The sequence below is a fragment of the Salmonella sp. FC25216 genome, from assembly GCF_057751355.1.
On the sequence record NZ_JBDGON010000001.1, the window covers coordinates 524,538 to 545,210 of the forward strand.

The 20,673-nt window shown below is 53.2% G+C and carries 18 protein-coding genes and 3 tRNA genes; 11 read left to right on the plus strand and 10 right to left on the minus strand.

Annotated features, from left to right (window positions below; genetic code table 11):
* Positions 1 to 7: 7 nt before the first annotated feature.
* Genes amiB through nnr form a run of 3 tightly spaced genes read right to left on the minus strand, consistent with a single transcriptional unit; the run spans position 8 to position 3,321 of the window.
* Positions 8 to 1,324, minus strand: a complete 1,317-nt coding sequence (amiB, locus tag AC3G3F_RS02475) for an N-acetylmuramoyl-L-alanine amidase AmiB (protein ID WP_220529101.1) — start codon at positions 1,322 to 1,324, stop codon at positions 8 to 10.
* A gap of 16 nt (positions 1,325 to 1,340) precedes the next feature.
* Positions 1,341 to 1,802 carry a tRNA (adenosine(37)-N6)-threonylcarbamoyltransferase complex ATPase subunit type 1 TsaE gene (gene tsaE / locus AC3G3F_RS02480; RefSeq protein WP_023248680.1) on the minus strand — a complete coding sequence of 154 codons (462 nt, stop codon included), beginning with the start codon at positions 1,800 to 1,802 and terminating at the stop codon, positions 1,341 to 1,343.
* Positions 1,774 to 3,321: a bifunctional ADP-dependent NAD(P)H-hydrate dehydratase/NAD(P)H-hydrate epimerase gene (gene nnr / locus AC3G3F_RS02485; protein ID WP_064055799.1), complete on the minus strand. Its 1,548-nt coding sequence runs from the start codon at positions 3,319 to 3,321 to the stop codon at positions 1,774 to 1,776. Before nnr ends, tsaE begins: the two co-directional genes overlap by 29 nt.
* Between nnr and queG the strand changes: the two genes are divergently transcribed.
* Positions 3,320 to 4,459 (plus strand): tRNA epoxyqueuosine(34) reductase QueG, encoded by a 1,140-nt coding sequence (queG, locus tag AC3G3F_RS02490; protein WP_023248682.1) that lies wholly within the window; start codon positions 3,320 to 3,322, stop codon positions 4,457 to 4,459. The genes nnr and queG overlap by 2 nt on opposite strands.
* 269 nt (positions 4,460 to 4,728) lie before the next feature.
* On the opposite strand, the gene AC3G3F_RS02495 is transcribed toward queG, so the two are convergent.
* The 3 genes from AC3G3F_RS02495 to AC3G3F_RS02505 all read right to left on the minus strand — a co-directional run bounded on the left by AC3G3F_RS02495 (position 4,729) and on the right by AC3G3F_RS02505 (position 5,148).
* Positions 4,729 to 4,804: transfer RNA gene (locus AC3G3F_RS02495), tRNA-Gly, on the minus strand.
* A 36-nt stretch (positions 4,805 to 4,840) separates the two neighbouring features.
* Positions 4,841 to 4,916 (minus strand) — tRNA-Gly (locus AC3G3F_RS02500).
* Positions 4,917 to 5,072: 156 nt separating this feature from the next.
* Positions 5,073 to 5,148: transfer RNA gene (locus tag AC3G3F_RS02505), tRNA-Gly, on the minus strand.
* Between the two features lie 402 nt (positions 5,149 to 5,550).
* Between AC3G3F_RS02505 and AC3G3F_RS02510 the strand changes: the two genes are divergently transcribed.
* Positions 5,551 to 6,291, plus strand: a complete 741-nt coding sequence (locus AC3G3F_RS02510; RefSeq protein WP_023248790.1) for an arginine ABC transporter substrate-binding protein — start codon at positions 5,551 to 5,553, stop codon at positions 6,289 to 6,291.
* A 61-nt stretch (positions 6,292 to 6,352) separates the two neighbouring features.
* Here AC3G3F_RS02510 and orn read toward each other — a convergent pair whose 3' ends face one another.
* The gene (gene orn / locus AC3G3F_RS02515; protein WP_488394377.1) at positions 6,353 to 6,898 is read right to left on the minus strand and encodes an oligoribonuclease; all 546 of its coding nucleotides are present in this window, start codon (positions 6,896 to 6,898) and stop codon (positions 6,353 to 6,355) included.
* 106 nt (positions 6,899 to 7,004) lie between these two features.
* Between orn and rsgA the strand changes: the two genes are divergently transcribed.
* The 3 genes from rsgA to mscM all read left to right on the plus strand — a co-directional run bounded on the left by rsgA (position 7,005) and on the right by mscM (position 12,462).
* Positions 7,005 to 8,057 (plus strand): small ribosomal subunit biogenesis GTPase RsgA, encoded by a 1,053-nt coding sequence (gene rsgA / locus AC3G3F_RS02520; protein ID WP_023248789.1) that lies wholly within the window; start codon positions 7,005 to 7,007, stop codon positions 8,055 to 8,057.
* Positions 8,058 to 8,148: 91 nt separating this feature from the next.
* Positions 8,149 to 9,117 carry an archaetidylserine decarboxylase gene (gene asd / locus AC3G3F_RS02525; RefSeq protein WP_023248788.1) on the plus strand — a complete coding sequence of 323 codons (969 nt, stop codon included), beginning with the start codon at positions 8,149 to 8,151 and terminating at the stop codon, positions 9,115 to 9,117.
* Positions 9,118 to 9,135: 18 nt separating this feature from the next.
* A complete protein-coding gene (mscM, locus tag AC3G3F_RS02530; protein WP_488394379.1) occupies positions 9,136 to 12,462 on the plus strand; it encodes a miniconductance mechanosensitive channel MscM in 3,327 nt (1,108 codons plus the stop codon).
* Positions 12,463 to 12,523: 61 nt separating this feature from the next.
* Here the strand turns inward: mscM and yjeM are convergent, their stop codons facing one another.
* Positions 12,524 to 14,026, minus strand: a complete 1,503-nt coding sequence (gene yjeM, locus AC3G3F_RS02535) for a glutamate/gamma-aminobutyrate family transporter YjeM (protein WP_023248786.1) — start codon at positions 14,024 to 14,026, stop codon at positions 12,524 to 12,526.
* Positions 14,027 to 14,251: 225 nt separating this feature from the next.
* Complete coding sequence (epmA, locus tag AC3G3F_RS02540) at positions 14,252 to 15,229, minus strand: elongation factor P--(R)-beta-lysine ligase (protein ID WP_070801348.1); 978 nt, start codon at positions 15,227 to 15,229, stop codon at positions 14,252 to 14,254.
* Between the two features lie 322 nt (positions 15,230 to 15,551).
* On the opposite strand from epmA, the gene frdA reads away from it, so the two are divergent.
* The 5 genes from frdA (at position 15,552) to AC3G3F_RS02565 (ending at position 19,490) form a co-directional block, all read left to right on the plus strand.
* Entirely contained in the window at positions 15,552 to 17,342 is a 1,791-nt protein-coding gene (frdA, locus tag AC3G3F_RS02545) for a fumarate reductase (quinol) flavoprotein subunit (RefSeq protein ID WP_001192954.1), read from the plus strand.
* Positions 17,335 to 18,069, plus strand: a complete 735-nt coding sequence (frdB, locus tag AC3G3F_RS02550) for a fumarate reductase iron-sulfur protein (protein WP_000829509.1) — start codon at positions 17,335 to 17,337, stop codon at positions 18,067 to 18,069. Before frdA ends, frdB begins: the two co-directional genes overlap by 8 nt.
* A 10-nt stretch (positions 18,070 to 18,079) precedes the next feature.
* Positions 18,080 to 18,475 carry a fumarate reductase subunit FrdC gene (gene frdC / locus AC3G3F_RS02555; protein ID WP_079796256.1) on the plus strand — a complete coding sequence of 132 codons (396 nt, stop codon included), beginning with the start codon at positions 18,080 to 18,082 and terminating at the stop codon, positions 18,473 to 18,475.
* 10 nt (positions 18,476 to 18,485) lie between these two features.
* Entirely contained in the window at positions 18,486 to 18,845 is a 360-nt protein-coding gene (frdD, locus tag AC3G3F_RS02560) for a fumarate reductase subunit FrdD (protein WP_000609650.1), read from the plus strand.
* A 111-nt stretch (positions 18,846 to 18,956) separates the two neighbouring features.
* The gene (locus AC3G3F_RS02565) at positions 18,957 to 19,490 is read left to right on the plus strand and encodes a lipocalin family protein (protein ID WP_063390010.1); all 534 of its coding nucleotides are present in this window, start codon (positions 18,957 to 18,959) and stop codon (positions 19,488 to 19,490) included.
* A 16-nt stretch (positions 19,491 to 19,506) separates the two neighbouring features.
* Here the strand turns inward: AC3G3F_RS02565 and sugE are convergent, their stop codons facing one another.
* Positions 19,507 to 19,824, minus strand: a complete 318-nt coding sequence (gene sugE, locus AC3G3F_RS02570) for a quaternary ammonium compound efflux SMR transporter SugE (protein WP_023248783.1) — start codon at positions 19,822 to 19,824, stop codon at positions 19,507 to 19,509.
* 258 nt (positions 19,825 to 20,082) lie between these two features.
* On the opposite strand from sugE, the gene AC3G3F_RS02575 reads away from it, so the two are divergent.
* Positions 20,083 to 20,670, plus strand: coding sequence for a helix-turn-helix transcriptional regulator (locus tag AC3G3F_RS02575; RefSeq protein ID WP_023248782.1), 588 nt, complete (start codon positions 20,083 to 20,085; stop codon positions 20,668 to 20,670).
* Positions 20,671 to 20,673: the final 3 nt, after the last annotated feature.

A 20,673-nucleotide genomic window follows, 5' to 3' on the forward strand; every position in this document is an offset into this window, starting at 1 on the left:
AATCTCCTTAATTCGCGGCGGTTATGCCGCCAGGCTGGTTGGTACTGGCCGTCTGGCCTGGGCCGCCCTGCGGCGCAGACTGGATCGGATGCGCTGCAAAGTACTTACGCAACCCTTTGTATATAGCGTCAGCAATCTGCTGCTGATAGCGATCGCTCGCCAGCAATCGCTCTTCGCCGTGATTACTGATAAAGCCTGTCTCCACCAAAATGGACGGGATATCCGGCGAACGCAGCACGCCGAGGCTCGCGTGTTCCGGGCGACGTTTATGCAGTGACCCCACGCCGTCCAGTTGGCTTAGCACGTTCGTCGCCACATCATACCCTACCCGCTGCGAATGACCGAATTGCAAATCCAGTACCGCCTGGCTCAGGTAAGGGTCTGACTGACTGTTCGCCAGCACATCGCCAGCGCCGCCTAACAGTTCGGACTGCTTCTCATGCTGCTCAAGCCAGTTTGCCATTTCGCTGTTCGCGCGACGATTGGACAATACCCAAACGGAGGCGCCGGTGGCGTCGCGATTTGGCGCGGCATCCGCATGAATAGAGACAAGGAAGTTGGCGTTTTGCTTACGCGCCACGTCAGACCGCCCCATCACCGAAATAAAATAGTCGCCGTCACGCGTCAGCACGCCTTTAAACATCGGATCGTTATTCAGTAATGTGCGTAACTTACGCGCGATGGCGATGGTGACATTTTTCTCACGCGTACCACCCGGGCCTATCGCGCCGGGGTCCTGGCCTCCATGTCCGGCATCAATAGCAATCACCACTTTATCGCCAGCGCCTGCCGGCGCGCGCGCCGTAGGTCGCGTAACGGTCTTGCTGCTGGTTACGCCGGTTAGGCGATCATCAGGAGATTTAAACGGATTACGGGCAGGCTCCGTCGGGCGGGGCGCACTTTCAACCCGTTTCGCAACGACAGGTGGTGGTGGCGGGACATCGGCATTAATGGTGAAAATGACCGTATAGTTGCCGCCGTTTTGCCGCTTCACAGCCTCGGTTTTGCCATTTTCTGTTAGATCGACAAGCAACCGTAAAGATTGCGCATCTTTCGGCGTCCCGGCACGGATCGTTTTCACCAGATTGTTACCGCTAAACTGAAGCGGCAGCCCCTGAATCACGCCGGTCTGCCTGATATCCAGCGCCACGGTACGTTTACCGTCCTGTGAGTAAGCATATTCCGGCTCGCCGATAAAACTGAGCGTAATGCGCGCCTGCTGCTCGCCGTTGGAAACCTGAATATCAGAGAGACTGGCGGCGCCCGCCTGCGCGCACAGCAGGATTAAGGCTGCTATTACGGCATTTTTGATGCGATAAATCATCCCGCCACCTTTATAGCTAATCGGCTAAACGCGCCAGTAACGAATGACCCGCTGAGGATACTGCGCTTACGCGCGCCTCACGCCCCTGCGTCTGATAATCAATATGGATTTCGACGTCCGGGTCGGGGAGAACGCCTTTACCTTGTTGCGGCCACTCCACCAGGCAAATGGCGTCGTTGGCGAAATAATCGCGAATGCCCATAAACTCCAGCTCCTCCGGGTCCGCAAGACGGTATAAGTCGAAGTGATATACCATCATGTTATCAAGCGCATAAGGTTCTACCAGTGTATAGGTGGGACTTTTTACATTACCGTTATGGCCTAACGCCTGTAAAAACCCCCGGCTAAACGTCGTTTTACCGGCACCTAAATCGCCATACAGATAAATAACGGTCGCGCCATCGCAGGCGTTGGCTACCCGTTGCCCCAGGTCTAGCGTCGCCTGTTCGTCAGGTAGCGGAATTACTCGATTCATCATGGTTTACGTCAATCACATCAGGGTTAACAATACGCCGCAGCGTAGTAAAAAGATCGGTCGCCAACATGCCGCGAGCGCCATAACGCGCTGCCAGTAAGTCCGCCGCCGCGCCGTGAGCCACACATCCCACACATGCCGCATCATACGGGGTAAACTTCTGTCCAAGCAATGCGCCGATGATGCCAGACAGGACATCGCCCATCCCGCCGCTCGCCATCCCCGCATTACCAGCGTCAACGATAGCCAAAGGGTGGTGTGCAGAGGCGATAATCGTTCCTGCGCCTTTTAACACAACCACGCCTCCGTAACGTTTTACCAGACGCTGTGCTGAAAGTAAGCGATCACTTTCAATTTCTGCCACAGAACATCCTAACAGGCGGGCAGCCTCTCCCGGATGCGGCGTAATCACGCGATTGTGACGTTTATCAGGATTGATTGCCAGTAGGTTCAACGCATCCGCATCCCACAGCATAGGTTTACGGACGTTTTCTACTTTCTGTAAGGCTTTTTTGCCCCATTCCTGCTGCCCAAGCCCCGGGCCGATAACCACAACGTCAGCCCAGGTCAGGCTCTCTTCCAGCGACTGAGGCGTCAGTTCATGTACCATCAGTTCCGGGCGGGCCGTCAGCAACGGCGCGATGTTTTCACCGCGGGTCAGTACCCTGACCAACCCCGCTCCCGCACGCAGCGCCGCCTCGCCAGCCATCCGAATCGCGCCCGCAGTTCCCAGGTCACCGCCGATAATGGCCAGGCGACCATGATCGCCCTTATGGGAGGTCGGTCGACGCGGCGTTAGCCATTGCCCCAACTGCGTCGCATCAAAACGCCGGAGCGGCGGCGTCTGGCTCGCCAGCCAGCCTTCCAGTCCCAACGCGTCATAATGCAGTATGCCGGTAACATCACGCGCTTTGCCGGTCAGCAGCCCAGGTTTCAGCGCGATAAACGTGACCGTATGCGCGGCACTTATCACCGCGCCGGGCGTGGTGCCCGTTTGCGCCAGCAGACCTGACGGGATATCGACGGCGACAACCGGCGCAGGATGGGCGTTCGCCTGTTCAATCAGACTGGCTACCGGGGCGCGCGGCGCCTGGGCTATGCCAGTGCCAAGCAGCGCGTCGATAATCAGATCTGTCACTTCCGGCCAGATAATATCGGCAGCATGAATAATTCCCCCGGCATTCAGCCAGGCATCGCGCGCCTGTGCTGCTTCTTCAGGCAACGGTTTGTCGCTCTCCTGCGCCAGCAACGTCACGCTAATGCCCGCCGCTTGCGCCAGTCGCGCCACGACGTAACCATCGCCGCCGTTGTTACCATGACCACACAGCACCAGCCAGTGTCGGGCGTCAGGGTACATGTCACGAGCTATCCGAAACGCTGCGTCGCCAGCGCGCAGCATCAATTCATAGAGTGTGAGCCCGAAGGCATCCGCCGCATCGCGTTCCAGCCGTTTGATGTCATCGGCGGGCCAAATGGAGTGTGGTATACTTACAGGGTTTTTCTTCATGTTATGGTCCATCATGTCAAAGCCCCTCGATCTCAATCAGTTAGCGCAAAATATTAAGCAGTGGGGGCTGGAGCTGGGCTTTCAGCAGGTCGGTATTACCGACACCGATCTGCGCGCATCCGAACCTGTGCTGCAGGCGTGGCTGGACAAACAATACCACGGCGAGATGGCATGGATGGCGCGCCACGGTATGATGCGCGCCCGGCCTCATGAACTCTTACCTGGAACGCTACGTGTCATCAGCGTGCGCATGAACTATCTGCCCGCCAACGCCGCGTTTGCCAGTACGTTGAAGAATCCCACGCTGGGCTACGTTAGCCGATATGCGCTGGGGCGTGATTATCACAAGCTATTACGCAACCGCCTTAAAAAACTGGGCGAGCAGATCCAGCAGCACTGCGGTTCGCTGAATTTTAGACCGTTTGTCGACTCTGCGCCTATTCTTGAACGCCCATTAGCGGAAAAAGCCGGACTTGGCTGGACGGGTAAGCACTCACTTATTCTTAATCGGGAGGCGGGGTCATTCTTTTTCCTGGGGGAATTGCTGATTGATTTACCGCTGCCGGTCGACCAACCGATTGAGGAAGGTTGCGGCAAATGCGTCGCCTGTATGACCATTTGCCCGACCGGGGCGATTGTCGAACCCTATACGGTGGACGCGCGGCGCTGTATTTCTTATCTTACCATTGAGCTGGAAGGCGCTATTCCAGAAGCATTTCGCCCACTGATAGGCAACCGTATTTACGGCTGCGATGACTGCCAGCTTATCTGTCCGTGGAATCGTTATTCTCAGTTGACCGACGAAGCAGATTTTAGCCCACGCAAGGCGCTGCATGCTCCGGAGTTGCTTGAGTTGTTTAGCTGGAGCGAAGCGCAATTTCTGAAAGTCACTGAAGGTTCTGCGATTCGGCGCATTGGTCATTTACGCTGGCTGCGCAATGTTGCCGTCGCGCTGGGGAATGCGCCGTGGAGTAATGCCGTCATTGCGGCGCTGGAAAGCCGCAAGGGTGAGCATCCACTCCTTGATGAGCATATCGAATGGGCGGTTGCGCAACAAATTGAAAAGCGGAACGCCTGCATCATTGAAGTGCAGCTACCGAAAAAACAACGTCTGGTCAGGGTGATTGAGAAAGGGCTGGTGCGCGATGCCTGAATTATTCACAGGCTGTGTATAAAAATAAAAACACATTGCGATTCAAGAGGGAGAAAAGGAACAGTCCATAACGCTAACATTTTGAAATCTTATTTTTTGCATAAATTTCAATGCGTTGTATAAATTCCACTGGTTAGGTATGATTTTTGGCATTCCAGGAGTAATGGACCATCCTGTGGATAAGTCTGTTTACAAGGATCTGACGAAAGCGGAACAAAACGTTCCCCAACGCGATTTTCGTTGTGGATAATTTTACTGTAGATAAGAATTGGAGCGGGAAACGAGACTCGAACTCGCGACCCCGACCTTGGCAAGGTCGTGCTCTACCAACTGAGCTATTCCCGCTTGGGTGCGTTTGTGCTTAACAAGCACTATCAAATTTGGAGCGGGAAACGAGACTCGAACTCGCGACCCCGACCTTGGCAAGGTCGTGCTCTACCAACTGAGCTATTCCCGCATAATCTTCGTCTTTCGAACCGCTACTGCGTTGGCTGCCTTCACTCGCCTCAGCCACTTACTTCAGTAAGCTTCTGAGGACTCATTCAGTTGCCGCCTTGTCGCAATTCGAAATCCTGCGATTGGTGGTCTGTACTTAACAAGTACTTTCAAATTTTGGAGCGGGAAACGAGACTCGAACTCGCGACCCCGACCTTGGCAAGGTCGTGCTCTACCAACTGAGCTATTCCCGCAAATTTGTTGCTGTCGTAATTCGCATTTCTGCGTCGTTACGGGAGGCGCATTATACGAGAAATCCATTTAGCTGCAAGCCCCTGAGCGCATTTTTTCGCGTTTTTTGTTTGAGTGCTGATTAAATCACCAAACAAGATAAAAAACGAGCAAAGCGTGCGTCATTCGACAAAAAACTTTTCACGCCACGCCTAAAGGCACAGAATCAGAATAGCACCCTGCGCCAAAAAAAGAATAGCAAGGTGTATGCGCCTCATCATTTACGCGGTATCGCAGCAGCAAAAAACGATCAGGAACATAGATAGCGATGTGACTGGCGTATCTTAAGCCAGCCGCCAGAAAACCGCTTAAAGAACGAAGCGCATCGGAACCACCACAACATCCAATCGATATCAAGGATCAAGATGAAAAAAAAGCTTATTGTCATGCTGTTAGCCAGCCTCTCCGTTCACGCTGCTTCCGTTTCCGCCAGAACATTACATTTTGGCACCTCCGCAACCTATGCGCCCTATGAGTTTGTCGATGCCGATAATAAAATTGTTGGTTTCGATATTGATGTCGCCAACGCAGTCTGCAAAGAGATGCAAGCGGAGTGTTCATTCACTAACCAGAGCTTTGATAGCCTGATCCCCGGTCTACGCTTCAAGAAATTTGATGCGGTGATCGCTGGTATGGACATGACGCCCAAACGTGAACAGCAGGTCTCCTTTAGCCAACCCTATTACGAAGGTTTGTCGGCGGTAGTCGTCACGCGTAAAGGGGCTTATCACACTTTTGCCGATCTGAAAGGCAAAAAAGTCGGACTGGAAAACGGTACAACGCATCAGCGCTATTTGCAGGATAAACAACAAGCAATCACGCCAGTCGCCTATGACAGCTATCTGAACGCCTTTACCGATCTGAAAAATAACCGCCTTGAGGGCGTGTTTGGCGATGTCGCCGCGATTGGCAAATGGCTAAAAAACAATCCAGATTACGCCATCATGGATGAACGCGCCAGCGATCCTGACTACTACGGAAAAGGGTTAGGCATTGCGGTACGCAAAGGCAATGACCCGCTATTGCAAGAGATTAATGCCGCACTCGACAAGGTGAAAGCGTCGCCGGAATATGCGCAGATGCAAGAGAAATGGTTTACGCAGTAATTCAGCGGCGGGAGAGCTGCCGGATAAAACGCTCTGGCGTCGTCATCCGGCATGTCGCGCCTCATAGCTTAATGAAATGCTCGCGGTAGTAAGCCAGTTCCGCTACCGACTCGCGAATATCATCCATCGCCTGGTGCGTGCCCTGCTTGGTAAAGCCAGCCAGAATCTCCGGCTTCCAGCGGCGCGCCAGTTCCTTGAGTGTACTGACATCCAGATAGCGATAGTGGAAGTAAGCCTCCAGTTCCGGCATATATTTAAACAGGAAACGACGATCCTGACCAATGCTATTACCGCAAATCGGCGACTTACCCGCAGGCACCCACGTTTTCAAGAATTCAATCGTCGCCAGTTCAGCGTCTCGTTCGCCCATCGTACTTGCCTTAACGCGACCCACCAGGCCGCTGCCGGTATGGGTGCGCACGTTCCAGTCATCCATTAACGCCAGTTGCGCATCGGGTTGATGTACCGCAATCGTCGGCCCTTCCGCCAGAATATTCAGACTGGCATCCGTCACCAGCGTGGCTATCTCAATAATGCGATCGCGCTCGGGGTCCAGACCTGTCATCTCCAGATCGATCCAAATCAGGTTGTTTTCATCGGCACTCATGCTATTTTCCACCCTTCAGAGGTCACATTCACTGTGACTATATTCATCTACAATTGCGTGTATCATAGATGTTTTGCCCACTATGGGCGACCAGGAGCCAGTACGATTGAGCAAAAATAAACTCTCCAAAGGCCAGCAGCGCCGTGTGAACGCCAATCACCAGCGTCGTTTAAAAACGTCCGCGGAGAAAGCCGACTACGATGACAACCTGTTTGGCGAGCCTGCAGAAGGTATCGTCATTAGCCGTTTTGGTATGCATGCCGATGTGGAATCTGCTGACGGCGAGGTTCACCGTTGCAATATCCGCCGCACCATTCGCTCGCTGGTGACAGGCGATCGTGTCGTCTGGCGTCCGGGCAAAGCCGCCTCAGAGGGCGTCAACGTAAAAGGCATCGTTGAAGCGGTGCATGAGCGCACCTCGGTATTGACGCGCCCGGACTTCTACGACGGCGTGAAGCCTATTGCCGCCAACATTGACCAAATCGTTATCGTCTCCGCGATTTTGCCGGAGCTGTCGCTGAATATCATCGATCGCTATCTGGTCGGCTGTGAAACCCTACAGGTTGAGCCGCTTATCGTACTGAACAAAATTGATCTGCTGGATGACGAAGGCATGGACTTCGTTAATGAGCAGATGGATATTTACCGCAATATCGGCTATCGCGTGCTGATGGTCTCCAGCCATACGCAGGATGGCCTGAAACCGCTGGAAGAGGCGTTAACCGGTCGCATCAGTATTTTTGCCGGACAGTCCGGCGTCGGAAAATCCAGTCTGCTAAACGCCCTGCTCGGCTTACAGAACGAGATTCTGACGAACGATGTGTCGAATGTCTCCGGTCTGGGTCAACATACCACTACCGCTGCTCGTCTGTATCATTTCCCGCATGGCGGCGATGTCATTGACTCCCCTGGCGTGCGCGAGTTCGGCTTATGGCATCTGGAGCCGGAACAAATCACGCAGGGCTTTGTCGAATTTCATGACTATTTGGGACATTGCAAATACCGGGACTGCAAGCATGACGCCGATCCAGGCTGCGCCATTCGCGAGGCGGTAGAGAACGGCGCTATAGCGGAAACCCGTTTCGAAAATTATCACCGAATTCTTGAAAGTATGGCGCAGGTAAAAACGCGTAAAAACTTTTCTGATACGGACGACTGACAGATACGCTAGGCGTCGTTAGAATCGTCCCCTTTTTTCAGGATGCCGGTATAAATGCCGGTTCAGGAACAACAATGGCCTGGAGGCTACCTTGTTAAACTCATTTAAACTTTCGCTACAATACATTCTGCCGAAACTATGGCTCACTCGCCTGGCGGGCTGGGGCGCAAGCAAACGAGCAGGATGGCTGACGAAACTGGTTATCGATCTCTTTGTAAAGTATTACAAAGTCGATATGACAGAGGCGCAAAAACCGGATACCGCCAGCTATCGTACGTTCAATGATTTTTTCGTGCGCCCGCTGCGTGATGATGTGCGCCCGCTCAATACCGATCCTAACATCCTGGTTATGCCTGCCGACGGTGTGATTAGCCAGTTGGGCCGTATCGAAGAAGATAAAATTTTGCAGGCCAAAGGCCATAATTACAGCCTTGAGGCGTTGTTGGCGGGTAACTACCTGATGGCGAATAAGTTCCGCAACGGCACGTTCGTGACCACTTACCTCTCCCCTCGCGACTACCATCGCGTGCATATGCCATGCAACGGCATCCTGCGCGAAATGATCTACGTACCGGGCGATCTGTTCTCCGTTAACCATCTGACCGCGCAAAACGTCCCCAACCTGTTTGCCCGCAACGAGCGCGTTATCTGTCTGTTTGATACCGAGTTCGGCCCTATGGCGCAGATTCTGGTCGGCGCGACTATTGTCGGCAGTATCGAAACCGTCTGGGCGGGGACCATTACGCCGCCGCGCGAAGGTATCATCAAGCGCTGGACCTGGCCAGAAGGCGAACATGAAGGGTCTGTCGCCTTGTTGAAAGGCCAGGAGATGGGGCGCTTTAAACTGGGTTCCACGGTCATCAACTTATTTGCGCCGGGGAAAGTGGATCTGATCGAGTCGCTGGCAAGCCTGTCCGTCACCAAAATTGGCCAACCGCTGGCAACCTCGACCGAAACATTCGTCGCACCAGAGGTAGAACCTGCTCCACTGCCGGAAGAAGAAATTAAAGCCGAACACGACGCCAGCCCGCTGGTTGACGATAAAAAAGACGAAACCTAATCAAGAGAGAACGCTGACGTGCGCCTGATTATCGCTTTTCTGATGGCCTGGTGCCTCAGCACGGGGGCGTTCGCCGCAACGGCCCCCGACGCCAAACAAATCACGCAGGAACTGGAGCAGGCAAAAGCGGCGAAGCCTGCTCAGCCGGAAGTTGTTGAGGCGCTCCAGACTGCGTTAAACGCGCTTGAAGAGCGAAAAGGCTCGCTTGAGCGCGCGAAACAATATCAACACGTTATTGATAATTTCCCTAAGCTGTCCGCCACCTTGCGCGCCCAGTTGAATAATCTGCGCGATGAACCTCGCAGCGTACCGCCAGAGATGTCCACCGAGGTGTTAAATCAGGAGATCTTGCAGGTTAGCAGCCAGCTACTGGATAAAACCCGCGAGGCGCAACAGGAGCAGGAGCGCGCCAGGGAGATCGCCGACTCGCTCAGCCAGCTTCCCCAACAGCAAAACGACGCCCGCCGCCAGCTTAATGAGATTGAGCGACGGCTCGGCGCCGCGGGCGGAAGTGCCTCGCTTAGCCAGGCGCAAAGTCTCAGTATGCAGGCGGAATCCGCTAAACTAAAGGCGTTAGTCGACGAACTGGAGCTGGCGCAACTGTCCGCCAACAACCGTCAGGAACTGGCTCGTCTGCGTTCCGAACTGGCGGAAAAACAGAGTCAGCAATTGGATGCGTATCTTCAGGCGCTGCGCAATCAGCTTAACAGCCTGCGTCAACGTGAAGCGGAACGCGCGCTGGAAAGCACTGAGCTGCTGGCGGAAAACAGCGCCGGTCTGCCGGAAGGCATCGTCGAGCAATTTAAAATCAACCGCGAACTGTCACAAGCACTCAATCAACAAGCGCAGCGGATGGATCTGGTCGCCTCGCAGCAGCGACAGGCCACCAGCCAAACGTTACAGGTGCGTCAGGCGCTCAATACGCTGCGGGAGCAATCGCAATGGCTTGGCGTGTCCAACATGCTTGGCGAAGCGCTGCGCGCGCAGGTCGCCCGTCTGCCGGAAATGCCTAAGCCGCAGCAGCTTGATACGGAAATGGCGCAGCTACGCGTTCACCGTATGCGCTATGAAGAGTTACTCAATAAGCAGCCGCAGCTACGGCAAATACGTCAGGCCGATGGACAGCCGCTGACCGCCGAGCAAAACCGGATCCTTGACGCCCAGCTTCGTACTCAGCGTGAGCTGCTCAACTCCTTGTTACAGGGCGGCGACACGCTGATCCTGGAGCTGACCAAACTGAAAGTCTCCAATAGTCAACTGGAGGATGCGCTTAAAGAGGTTAACGAAGCGACCCACCGTTATCTGTTCTGGACCGCTGACGTTAGCCCACTATCGCTCTCCTGGCCTGTTGATTTGGTTCAGGATTTACGTCGGCTTATCTCATTAGATACGTTTAATCAGTTAGGTAAAGCCAGCATCATGATGCTGACCAGCAAAGAGACGCTACTGCCGTTATTCGGCGCGCTGGTGCTGGTCGGATTTAGCCTCTATTCGCGCCAACACTTCAACCGGTTCCTTGAGCGCTCAGCCTCGCGCGTCGGGAAAGTTACCCAGGATCACTTCTCGCTGACGCTGCGAACGGTGTTCTGGTCGATTCTGGTCGCCTCGCCGCTGCCCGTCTTATGGGCGACGCTTGGTTATGGCCTACAGGAAGCCTGGCCGTATCCGCTGGCCGTCGCCATCGGCGATGGCGTGACGGCGACAGTACCGCTGTTGTGGGTAGTCATGATTTGCGCTGCTTTTGCCCGCCCTAACGGCCTGTTTGTGGCGCATTTCGGCTGGCCGCGAAATCGGGTAGCGAAAGCGATGCGCTACTACCTGATGAGCATTGGGCTGATCGTGCCGCTCATTATGGCGGTGATCATGTTTGATAATCTTAACGATCGGGAGTTTTCCGGCTCGTTGGGCCGCCTTTGCTTCATCCTGATATGCGGCGCGCTGGCGCTGGTGACGCTGAGTCTGAAAAAAGCGGGAATCCCGCTCTATCTCGATAAAGAAGGCAACAGCGACAACATGGTCAACAGCCTGCTGTGGAATATGTTGATGGGCGCGCCACTTATCGCGATTCTGGCGGCGGCGGTGGGCTATCTGGCCACGGCGCAGGCGCTACTGGCGAGACTGGAAACCTCGGTCGCCATCTGGTTCCTGCTGCTGGTCATTTATCACGTAATTCGCCGCTGGATGCTGATCCAACGACGCCGACTGGCTTTTGACCGCGCCAAACATCGTCGGGCGGAAATGTTGGCGCAGCGCGCGCGCGGCGAAGAAGAACCGGCGCACTCCTCCAGCCTTGAAGGCGCGGTCGACATCGATGAAAGTGAAATCGATCTTGACACTATTAGCGCTCAATCGCTACGTCTGGTCCGCTCGATTCTGATGCTTATCGCCCTGCTATCGGTGATCGTACTGTGGTCGGAAATCCACTCGGCGTTCGGCTTCCTGGAGAATATTTCGCTGTGGGATGTCACCTCTACGGTGCAGGGTGTGGAGAGCCTGGAGCCGATTACCCTGGGGGCGGTGCTCATTGCGATTCTGGTGTTTATCATCACCACGCAGTTGGTGCGTAATCTGCCTGCGCTGCTGGAGCTGGCGTTATTACAGCATCTCGATTTAACGCCGGGCACCGGTTACGCCATCACTACCATCACCAAATATCTGTTAATGCTGATTGGCGGACTGGTCGGCTTCTCGATGATCGGAATTGAGTGGTCGAAGCTACAGTGGCTGGTTGCCGCACTCGGCGTTGGGCTCGGTTTTGGCCTGCAGGAAATTTTCGCTAACTTTATCTCCGGTCTGATTATTTTGTTTGAAAAGCCGATTCGTATCGGCGATACGGTGACCATTCGCGATCTCACCGGTAGCGTGACCAAAATCAATACCCGCGCCACCACCATCAGCGACTGGGATCGTAAAGAGATTATCGTGCCGAACAAAGCCTTTATCACTGAACAGTTTATTAACTGGTCGCTGTCTGACTCCGTTACGCGCGTGGTGTTAACCATCCCGGCGCCAGCGGATGCCAATAGCGAAGAGGTGACGCAAATTCTACTGACGGCGGCGCAGCGCTGTTCTTTGGTGCTTGATAACCCACCACCTGAAATCTTTCTGGTGGATCTCCAGCAGGGTATTCAGATTTTCGAACTGCGTATCTATGCCGCGGAAATGGGGCACCGTATGCCATTACGCCATGAGATCCATCAGTTGATTCTGGCGGGCTTCCATAAGCACGGTATCGATATGCCATTCCCACCGTTCCAGATGCGTCTGGAAAGCCTGAACGGGAAGCAGACGGGAAGAACGTTAACGTCAGCCGGTAAAACCAGCCGCCCGGCCGGCAGTTTGTAATCCGGGTTCGTGTCGTGTAGGCCTGATAAGCGCAGCGCTATCAGGCCTACACGCAAAGCGCTTACTCCGCCGCCCACTCCGGATCAGCGCTCATACGGCGGCTGTAATTCTGATAAATCGCCATCGCTAACAACGAGAAGAAGATCGGGCCGCCGGTCATCCACAGAGCGCTATTCCAGTCCCCGGCCTCAATCACTGGTTGGATGATGGTAAAAACGTTGGCAAACGTCACCACCAGCACCACAACAACTGTCGCGACCAGGGTAGAGGCTTTGGTTTTAAAGAGAACAAATGGCCGCTCCAGATCCTGACGCGCTTTAAAGAAGGGAAATGCCAGCGCAAGGAACAGGTATGGCAACGTCATTGAGACATTCGCCATCAGCGTGAGTTTGTTATAAAACGCCGACGCGGTATCGCCGCCAAAAGAGACCAGCAAAATAAACAGACTCACCAGCACACACTGTAGCCACATAGCGGTCGCCGGCATACCGTTAGCGTTCAGTTTCGTCATCGGCGCGGGCCACAACGCTTTTGGCGTCCCCTGAATAATGGCTTTCAGCGGTGAATAGCTCAACGTAAAAAACGCGCCGGTATAAGCCAGAAACATAGAAAGACCAGTGATACGTGCAAACCAGACGCCCACCGTCAACGCCGCTTCTGGAGAAAGGTTTAACGCGTTGCCTAATGTCGTGCCTAAACTCGACATCAGAATATAGGTGATATTCCCTAAGTTAACGGCGCTATTACTTAATATCTGTTGCCAGTTAGTGCTGACGCCCCATAAAAAGATTGCCAAAGAATAACCAATTGAAATCACAATTGCCGCGAAGACGATACCTTTCGCAAAATTCTTTTCCGGTTTCTCGGTTTTATCCACCAGCCCGCCGACGGCTTCAATGCCACCGTAAGCAAAAATAGCAAATACAACAAATGACAACATTGCCAGGCCAGAGTGATAACCCGGATTCGGTGACGAGGTAAAATTAATTTCTTGTGCAAAATGCCCACCATTTAACAACAAAATAGCGACACTCACTAACAATAAAACTAAATTAAGACACATTACGGCAATACCTCCGACTGCCGTAATTCGCGCAATTTTATTAATCCCTCTGGCGGCGACACACGTCACCAGAATCATCCAGCCAACGGCCAACAATCCGACAACCTGGGTAGCTTCAAGCCCGGCGATCCCCCAGTGCTGCGTCATATCGGCGCCAAAAACAAAAGTAGAAAACGGTACCCAGACTTTTGCCGCCGTACTTACCATCCAGATGACATACGATGAAAACCACATAAACGTGCCGATAAACGCATAACGCGGCCCCACGCTATTATTCATCCAGGAATAGATTCCACCCTCTTCTTTTCGATAAGCGGAACCCATTTCAGCCATCATTAAGGCGAATGGAATAAAAAACAGTAAGGCAGAAAATATATACCACGGGATTGCGCTATATCCCATTAAATAAAACGCCGAAGGGCTATTCGCAAAACCAAAAACAGAAGTAAAAATCATCAGGATAAGCCCAATAAGGCTCATCTTTTTTATTGTGTGAGTCATTCAACCATCCCTTACGCTCGAGCGCGTTTGCCAGACGCCGCTCACCGATTGACGCCGCCTTCTTTTTTACAAAGGTCAGCGATAAAAAAATCAACACAGGATTGATACCTAAATGGCATCAAATATCCAGCCTTATGTTGTGGCAAGTAGAGGATAATTGAAAAAATATGCTACAAAATGGCGCTTATTGCGCCATTTTATCTCGCAAAAGAGTAAATTTCAGATTTACGCCCGATCGACCGTAAAAGCAATCACGTCCGCCAGGCTTTCCGCCCCCAGCGCCAGCATCACCAGACGATCAACGCCCAGCGCCACACCGGAACAATCCGGTAAACCTGCGGCCAGCGCATCCAGCAGATTTTGGTCAATCGGCTGCTGCGGCAGGCCGCGCGCAGCGCGCTTACGATTATCCTGTTCAAAGCGCTGTTGTTGTTCACGTGCGTCCGTCAGCTCGTGGAAACCATTCGCCAGCTCAATACCTTTGTAGTACACCTCAAAGCGCTCGGCGACGCGATGATCCTCGGTACTGATTTGCGCCAGCGATGCCTGACTTGCCGGAAAATGATAAATAAAGGTCGGCTTTTCTTTACCTATATGCGGCTCGACCCCCATCGTGAACAGCAGTTGCAGCAAGGTGTCCCGGTCTTCTTCCGTATCGGCAATATTGCTTAAATCAAGCTTTGCCGCCACCTCACGCATCTGCATTTTGTCCGCTGATAATGGGTCAATCTCCAGGTGGCGCTGAAACGCCTGTTGATAGGAGAGGCTTTCCGCAGGCTGACAATCCAACACTTGCTGAAGCAAATCATCCACTTCATTCATCAGGCGGTACATATCGTAATGCGGTCGATACCACTCCAGCATAGTGAATTCCGGATTATGATGTCGTCCCATCTCTTCGTTGCGGAAGCTGCGGCATAGCTGAAAAACCGGACCACATCCTGCCGCCAGCAGGCGTTTCATATGGTATTCCGGACTGGTCATTAAATAGAGGTTCATCCCCTGGGAATGGCCAGGTCCGACGAAACGCGTTTCGAACGGGAACAGATGGATGTCCGTGACCGTCGCCTGACTCATGCAAGGCGTCTCAACCTCAAGCACTCCACGATCGGCAAAGAAACGACGGATTTCCGCCATAATCGCCGCGCGTTTTAATAAATTGGGGATGGACGCGCTCGGCTGCCAGGTTGCCGTTTCGCTCATGATTCTTTCTCCAGTTTAAGACAAGGTCACGAAGTCTACTCGCAACGCGCGGGCGAAACAAATTTTGCGCGGGCGTATCGGGCGCCTTCTGGAGGGTAAAAAAAGTGATTTCAGATGGTTTAGTAATTAAATTAATCAAAATCAATGATAATTCATCCCCCTGATACGCTAAAAAAATCGAACACGTCAAATTTCCCTGACATCCCTGAGACTATACTGTTGTACCCATAAAGGAGCAGTGGAAACGCATTCATACTCCGCAGAACCCAGAGGCTTTATCTGGCTGCGCGAGGGTGAAATTACAATAATCTGGAGGAATGTCGTGCAAACCTTTCAAGCCGATCTTGCCATTATAGGCGCCGGTGGCGCGGGATTACGTGCTGCAATTGCTGCCGCACAGGCGAATCCCAACGCTAAAATCGCACTGATCTCAAAAGTGTACCCGATGCGCAGCCACACTGTCGCTGCCGAAGGGGGTTCAGCCGCTGTCGCCCAGGATCATGACAGCTTTGACTATCATTTTCACGATACGGTAGCAGGCGGAGACTGGCTGTGTGAGCAGGATGTCGTGGATTACTTTGTCCACCATTGTCCCACTGAAATGACGCAGCTCGAGCAATGGGGCTGCCCGTGGAGCCGCCGTCCGGACGGTAGCGTTAACGTGCGTCGCTTCGGTGGTATGAAAATCGAGCGTACCTGGTTCGCCGCAGATAAAACCGGCTTCCATATGCTGCATACCCTGTTCCAGACTTCCCTGCAATTCCCACAAATCCAGCGCTTTGACGAACATTTTGTGCTGGACATTCTGGTTGATGACAACCATGCGCGCGGCCTGGTGGCGATGAACATGATGGAAGGCACGCTGGTGCAAATCCGCGCCAACGCCGTGGTAATGGCGACAGGCGGCGCAGGCCGCGTATACCGCTATAACACCAACGGCGGCATCGTCACCGGCGACGGGATGGGCATGGCGCTGAGCCACGGCGTTCCGCTGCGTGATATGGAATTCGTTCAGTATCACCCGACCGGCCTGCCAGGTTCCGGTATCCTGATGACCGAAGGTTGCCGTGGCGAAGGCGGTATTCTGGTCAACAAAAATGGCTACCGTTACCTGCAAGACTACGGCATGGGCCCTGAAACGCCGCTGGGCGAGCCGAAAAACAAATATATGGAACTGGGGCCGCGCGACAAAGTATCCCAGGCTTTCTGGCACGAATGGCGTAAAGGCAACACTATCTCCACGCCGCGCGGCGATGTGGTTCACCTCGACCTGCGTCATCTCGGCGAGAAGAAACTGCATGAACGTCTGCCGTTCATTTGCGAACTGGCGAAAGCCTATGTCGGCGTTGATCCGGTTAAAGAACCGATTCCAGTACGTCCGACCGCGCACTACACCATGGGCGGCATTGAAACCGACCAGAACTGTGAAAGCCGTGTCAAAGGACTGTTTGCCGTTGGCGAATGTTCCTCTGTCGGTCTGCATGGCGCGAACCGCCTCGGTTCCAACTCACTGGCGGAACTGGTGGTATTTGGTCGTCTGGCTGGCGAACAAGCGATGGAGCGCGCTGCTACGGCAGGCGCCGCAAATAGCGCCGCGCTCGACGCCCAGGTTGCCGACATTGAACAACGTCTGAAAAATCTGGTGAACCAGGAAGGCAACGAAAACTGGTCGAAGATCCGCGATGAGATGGGTCTGTCTATGGAAGAAGGTTGCGGTATCTACCGTACCCCGGAACTGATGCAGAAAACCGTTGATAAACTGGCCGAACTTCAGGAACGCTTCAAGCGCGTACGTATCTCCGATACCTCCAGTGTGTTCAACACTGACCTGCTATATACCATCGAACTGGGTCATGGTCTGAACGTGGCGGAATGTATGGCGCACTCTGCTCTGGCGCGTAAAGAGTCCCGCGGCGCGCATCAGCGTCTGGATGAAGGCTGTACCGAGCGCGACGATGTGAACTTCCTCAAGCACACCCTCGCCTTCCGCGATGCTGATGGCACGACCCGCCTGGAATACAGTGACGTGAAAATCACCACCCTGCCGCCAGCCAAACGTGTTTACGGCGGTGAAGCGGAAGCAGCCGATAAGAAGGAGAAGGCGAATGGCTGAGATGAAAAACCTGAAAGTTGAGGTGGTGCGCTATAACCCGGAAACCGATACCGCGCCACACAGTGCTTTCTATGAAGTTCCTTATGATGAGACAACGTCGCTACTGGATGCGTTGGGCTACATCAAAGATAACCTGTCGCCAGACCTGAGCTACCGCTGGTCCTGTCGTATGGCTATCTGCGGCTCTTGCGGCATGATGGTCAACAACGTCCCTAAACTGGCGTGTAAAACTTTCCTGCGCGATTACACCAACGGTATGAAGGTGGAAGCGCTGGCAAACTTCCCGATTGAGCGCGACCTGGTTGTCGATATGACGCACTTTATTGAAAGTCTGGAAGCGATCAAACCGTACATTATTGGCAACTCTCGCACGCCGGATCAGGGGCCGAACGTCCAGACCCCGGCGCAAATGGCGAAGTATCACCAGTTCTCCGGTTGCATCAACTGTGGTCTGTGCTACGCCGCGTGCCCGCAGTTCGGTCTGAACCCTGAGTTTATCGGACCGGCTGCGATTACGCTGGCGCATCGCTATAACGAAGACAGCCGCGACCACGGTAAGAAGGAGCGTATGGCGCAGTTGAACAGTCCGAACGGCGTATGGACCTGTACTTTCGTGGGCTACTGCTCCGAAGTCTGTCCAAAACATGTCGATCCGGCTGCGGCCATTCAGCAGGGTAAAGTGGAAAGCTCGAAAGACTTTCTTATCGCCACCCTGAAACCACGCTAAGGAGTGCAACATGACGACTAAACGCAAACCCTATGTGCGGCCGATGACGTCCACCTGGTGGAAGAAACTGCCGTTTTATCGCTTTTATATGCTGCGCGAAGGCACAGCGGTGCCGGCAGTCTGGTTCAGTATTGAACTGATTTTCGGTCTGTTTGCACTCAAACACGGCGCGGAATCCTGGATGGGATTCGTCGGCTTTTTACAAAATCCGGTGGTAGTGATCTTAAACCTGATCACCCTGGCTGCCGCGCTGCTGCATACCAAAACCTGGTTTGAGCTGGCGCCGAAGGCTGCCAATATCATTGTAAAAGACGAAAAAATGGGGCCAGAGCCAATCATCAAAGGGCTTTGGATGGTCACTGCGGTAGTCACCGTAGTCATTCTGTATGTTGCCCTGTTCTGGTAAGGAGTCCCGGATGATTAATCCAAACCCAAAACGTTCTGATGAACCCGTATTCTGGGGACTGTTTGGCGCAGGCGGTATGTGGGGCGCGATCATCGCGCCGGTGATCGTGCTACTGGTTGGCATCATGCTGCCGCTGGGGCTGTTTCCGGGCGATGCCCTAAGTTTTGAGCGCGTACTGACGTTCGCCCAAAGCTTTATTGGTCGCGTTTTTCTGTTCCTGATGATCGTACTGCCACTATGGTGTGGCTTACACCGTATGCACCATGCGATGCATGACCTGAAAATTCATGTGCCCGCGGGCAAATGGGTCTTCTACGGCCTGGCGGCAATCCTGACCGTTGTGACGGCGATTGGCGTTATCACTCTCTAAGTCGCAACGATGCCCTCTTATCTACTCGGTAAGAGGGCGTTTTTTCTTTTCCTGCCCCTCATTTTCCCGCCAGGTTCTACACTTAGAAAAAACACTGGAAGGAAAAATTCTATGCGCTTGCTGCCCGTCGTTGCTGCAGTTACCGCGGCATTTTTGGTTGTCGCCTGTAGTTCGCCTACGCCGCCTAAAGGCGTTACCGTGGTAAATAACTTTGATGCCAAACGTTACCTCGGCACCTGGTATGAAATCGCACGCCTCGATCATCGATTTGAGCGTGGACTGGAGCAAGTTACTGCCACCTATAGTCTGCGTAACGATGGCGGGCTTAATGTCATCAATAAAGGCTATAACCCGGATCGGGGAATGTGGCAAAAAACAGAAGGCAAAGCGTATTTTACCGGTAGTCCAAACCGCGCCGCGCTCAAGGTCTCTTTTTTCGGCCCGTTCTACGGCGGCTATAACGTGATTGCGCTTGACAGGGAATACCGTCATGCGCTGGTGTGCGGCCCGGATCGCGATTATTTGTGGATACTCTCTCGCACGCCAACGCTCTCTGAGGAAATAAAACAGCAAATGCTGGCCGTCGCGACCCGGGAGGGGTTTGACGTCAATAAATTAATTTGGGTAAAACAATCAGGTTCGTAGCGATGTCAGCGACGAATTAATGCGTGCTGAGTTTTAGCCCAATTATACCCGCGACGATCAAGCCAAGACTGAGCAAACGCGCCGGTGAGGCAGACTCGCCCAGCAGAAGGATACCGGTGATTGCCGCCCCGACGGCACCGATGCCGGTCCAGATAGCGTACGCCGTTCCAACAGGTAGCGTTTTCATTGCCCAGGAAAGTAACGCCATACTGATAATCATGGCAATAATAGTGATAATACTGGGGGTCAGACGAGAAAAACCGTGGGTATACTTCAGGCCGACAGCCCATACCACTTCAAGTAAACCAGCGATTAATAAAATGATCCAGGACATATCAGGCTCCAGAGAATTAATGGGGCCGTCCCCGCTGAGAATAGCGTTTACAGGTCGTCCTGTAACGTATACGGATTAAAAGCTATTCTTGCCTGAGAGAAAATGAATTTCAACCTTTTTATTTTTTTCCGTCTAAAGGCGGGAATTGACCCTTTTAAGCCGCGTAATTTTCGCATTTAGCGCCAACAGGAGTTCTCTATGATGGAGCGCTTTCTGGGATCAGAAAATGCTTTATCTACTTCCAGGTGCAAAAAAACTATGTTGAAAATTTTAGTGATAGACCGATGCCATTTTACCCGTACGGGAATGGAGGCCTGGCTTAATCACACTGATGTGCTCAGTTCTTCGCTGCTGGTATCCGGGATGAATAACCTTATACTGGCGAAAGAACATATTCTGCAATGGAAGCCTCATCTGGTTATCGCTGATTTATATGGTTTTCTCAACGATGCCTTGCCCGCGCAGCCTATCAATGCATTTTTCGCCGCCTGTGGGATGACGCCGTTGGTATTATTACAGTCAGGGGATGTGCCGTACAGGTCACACTATGCCAGCCATGCGGTGTTATCTAAACACACGTCTTTACATGAGCTTGCACAACGAATTAAAGGCGCACTCTGTACTCATCCACTGCAGGAAGCGCCGGAAAGCGCCACGCCATTGCTCTCTCCGCAGGAGGAAAAGGTGCTCGCGATGTGGACAGAAGGCACCAGCAATAAAGAAATTGCGTATGCGCTTGGCATTCATGGGAAAACGGTTTACACCTATAAACGTAATATCCGTATGAAACTTCATATGGATAATCGGTATTCTCCCTTTCTAACGCTTCCGGAGAGAATAGATTAACGG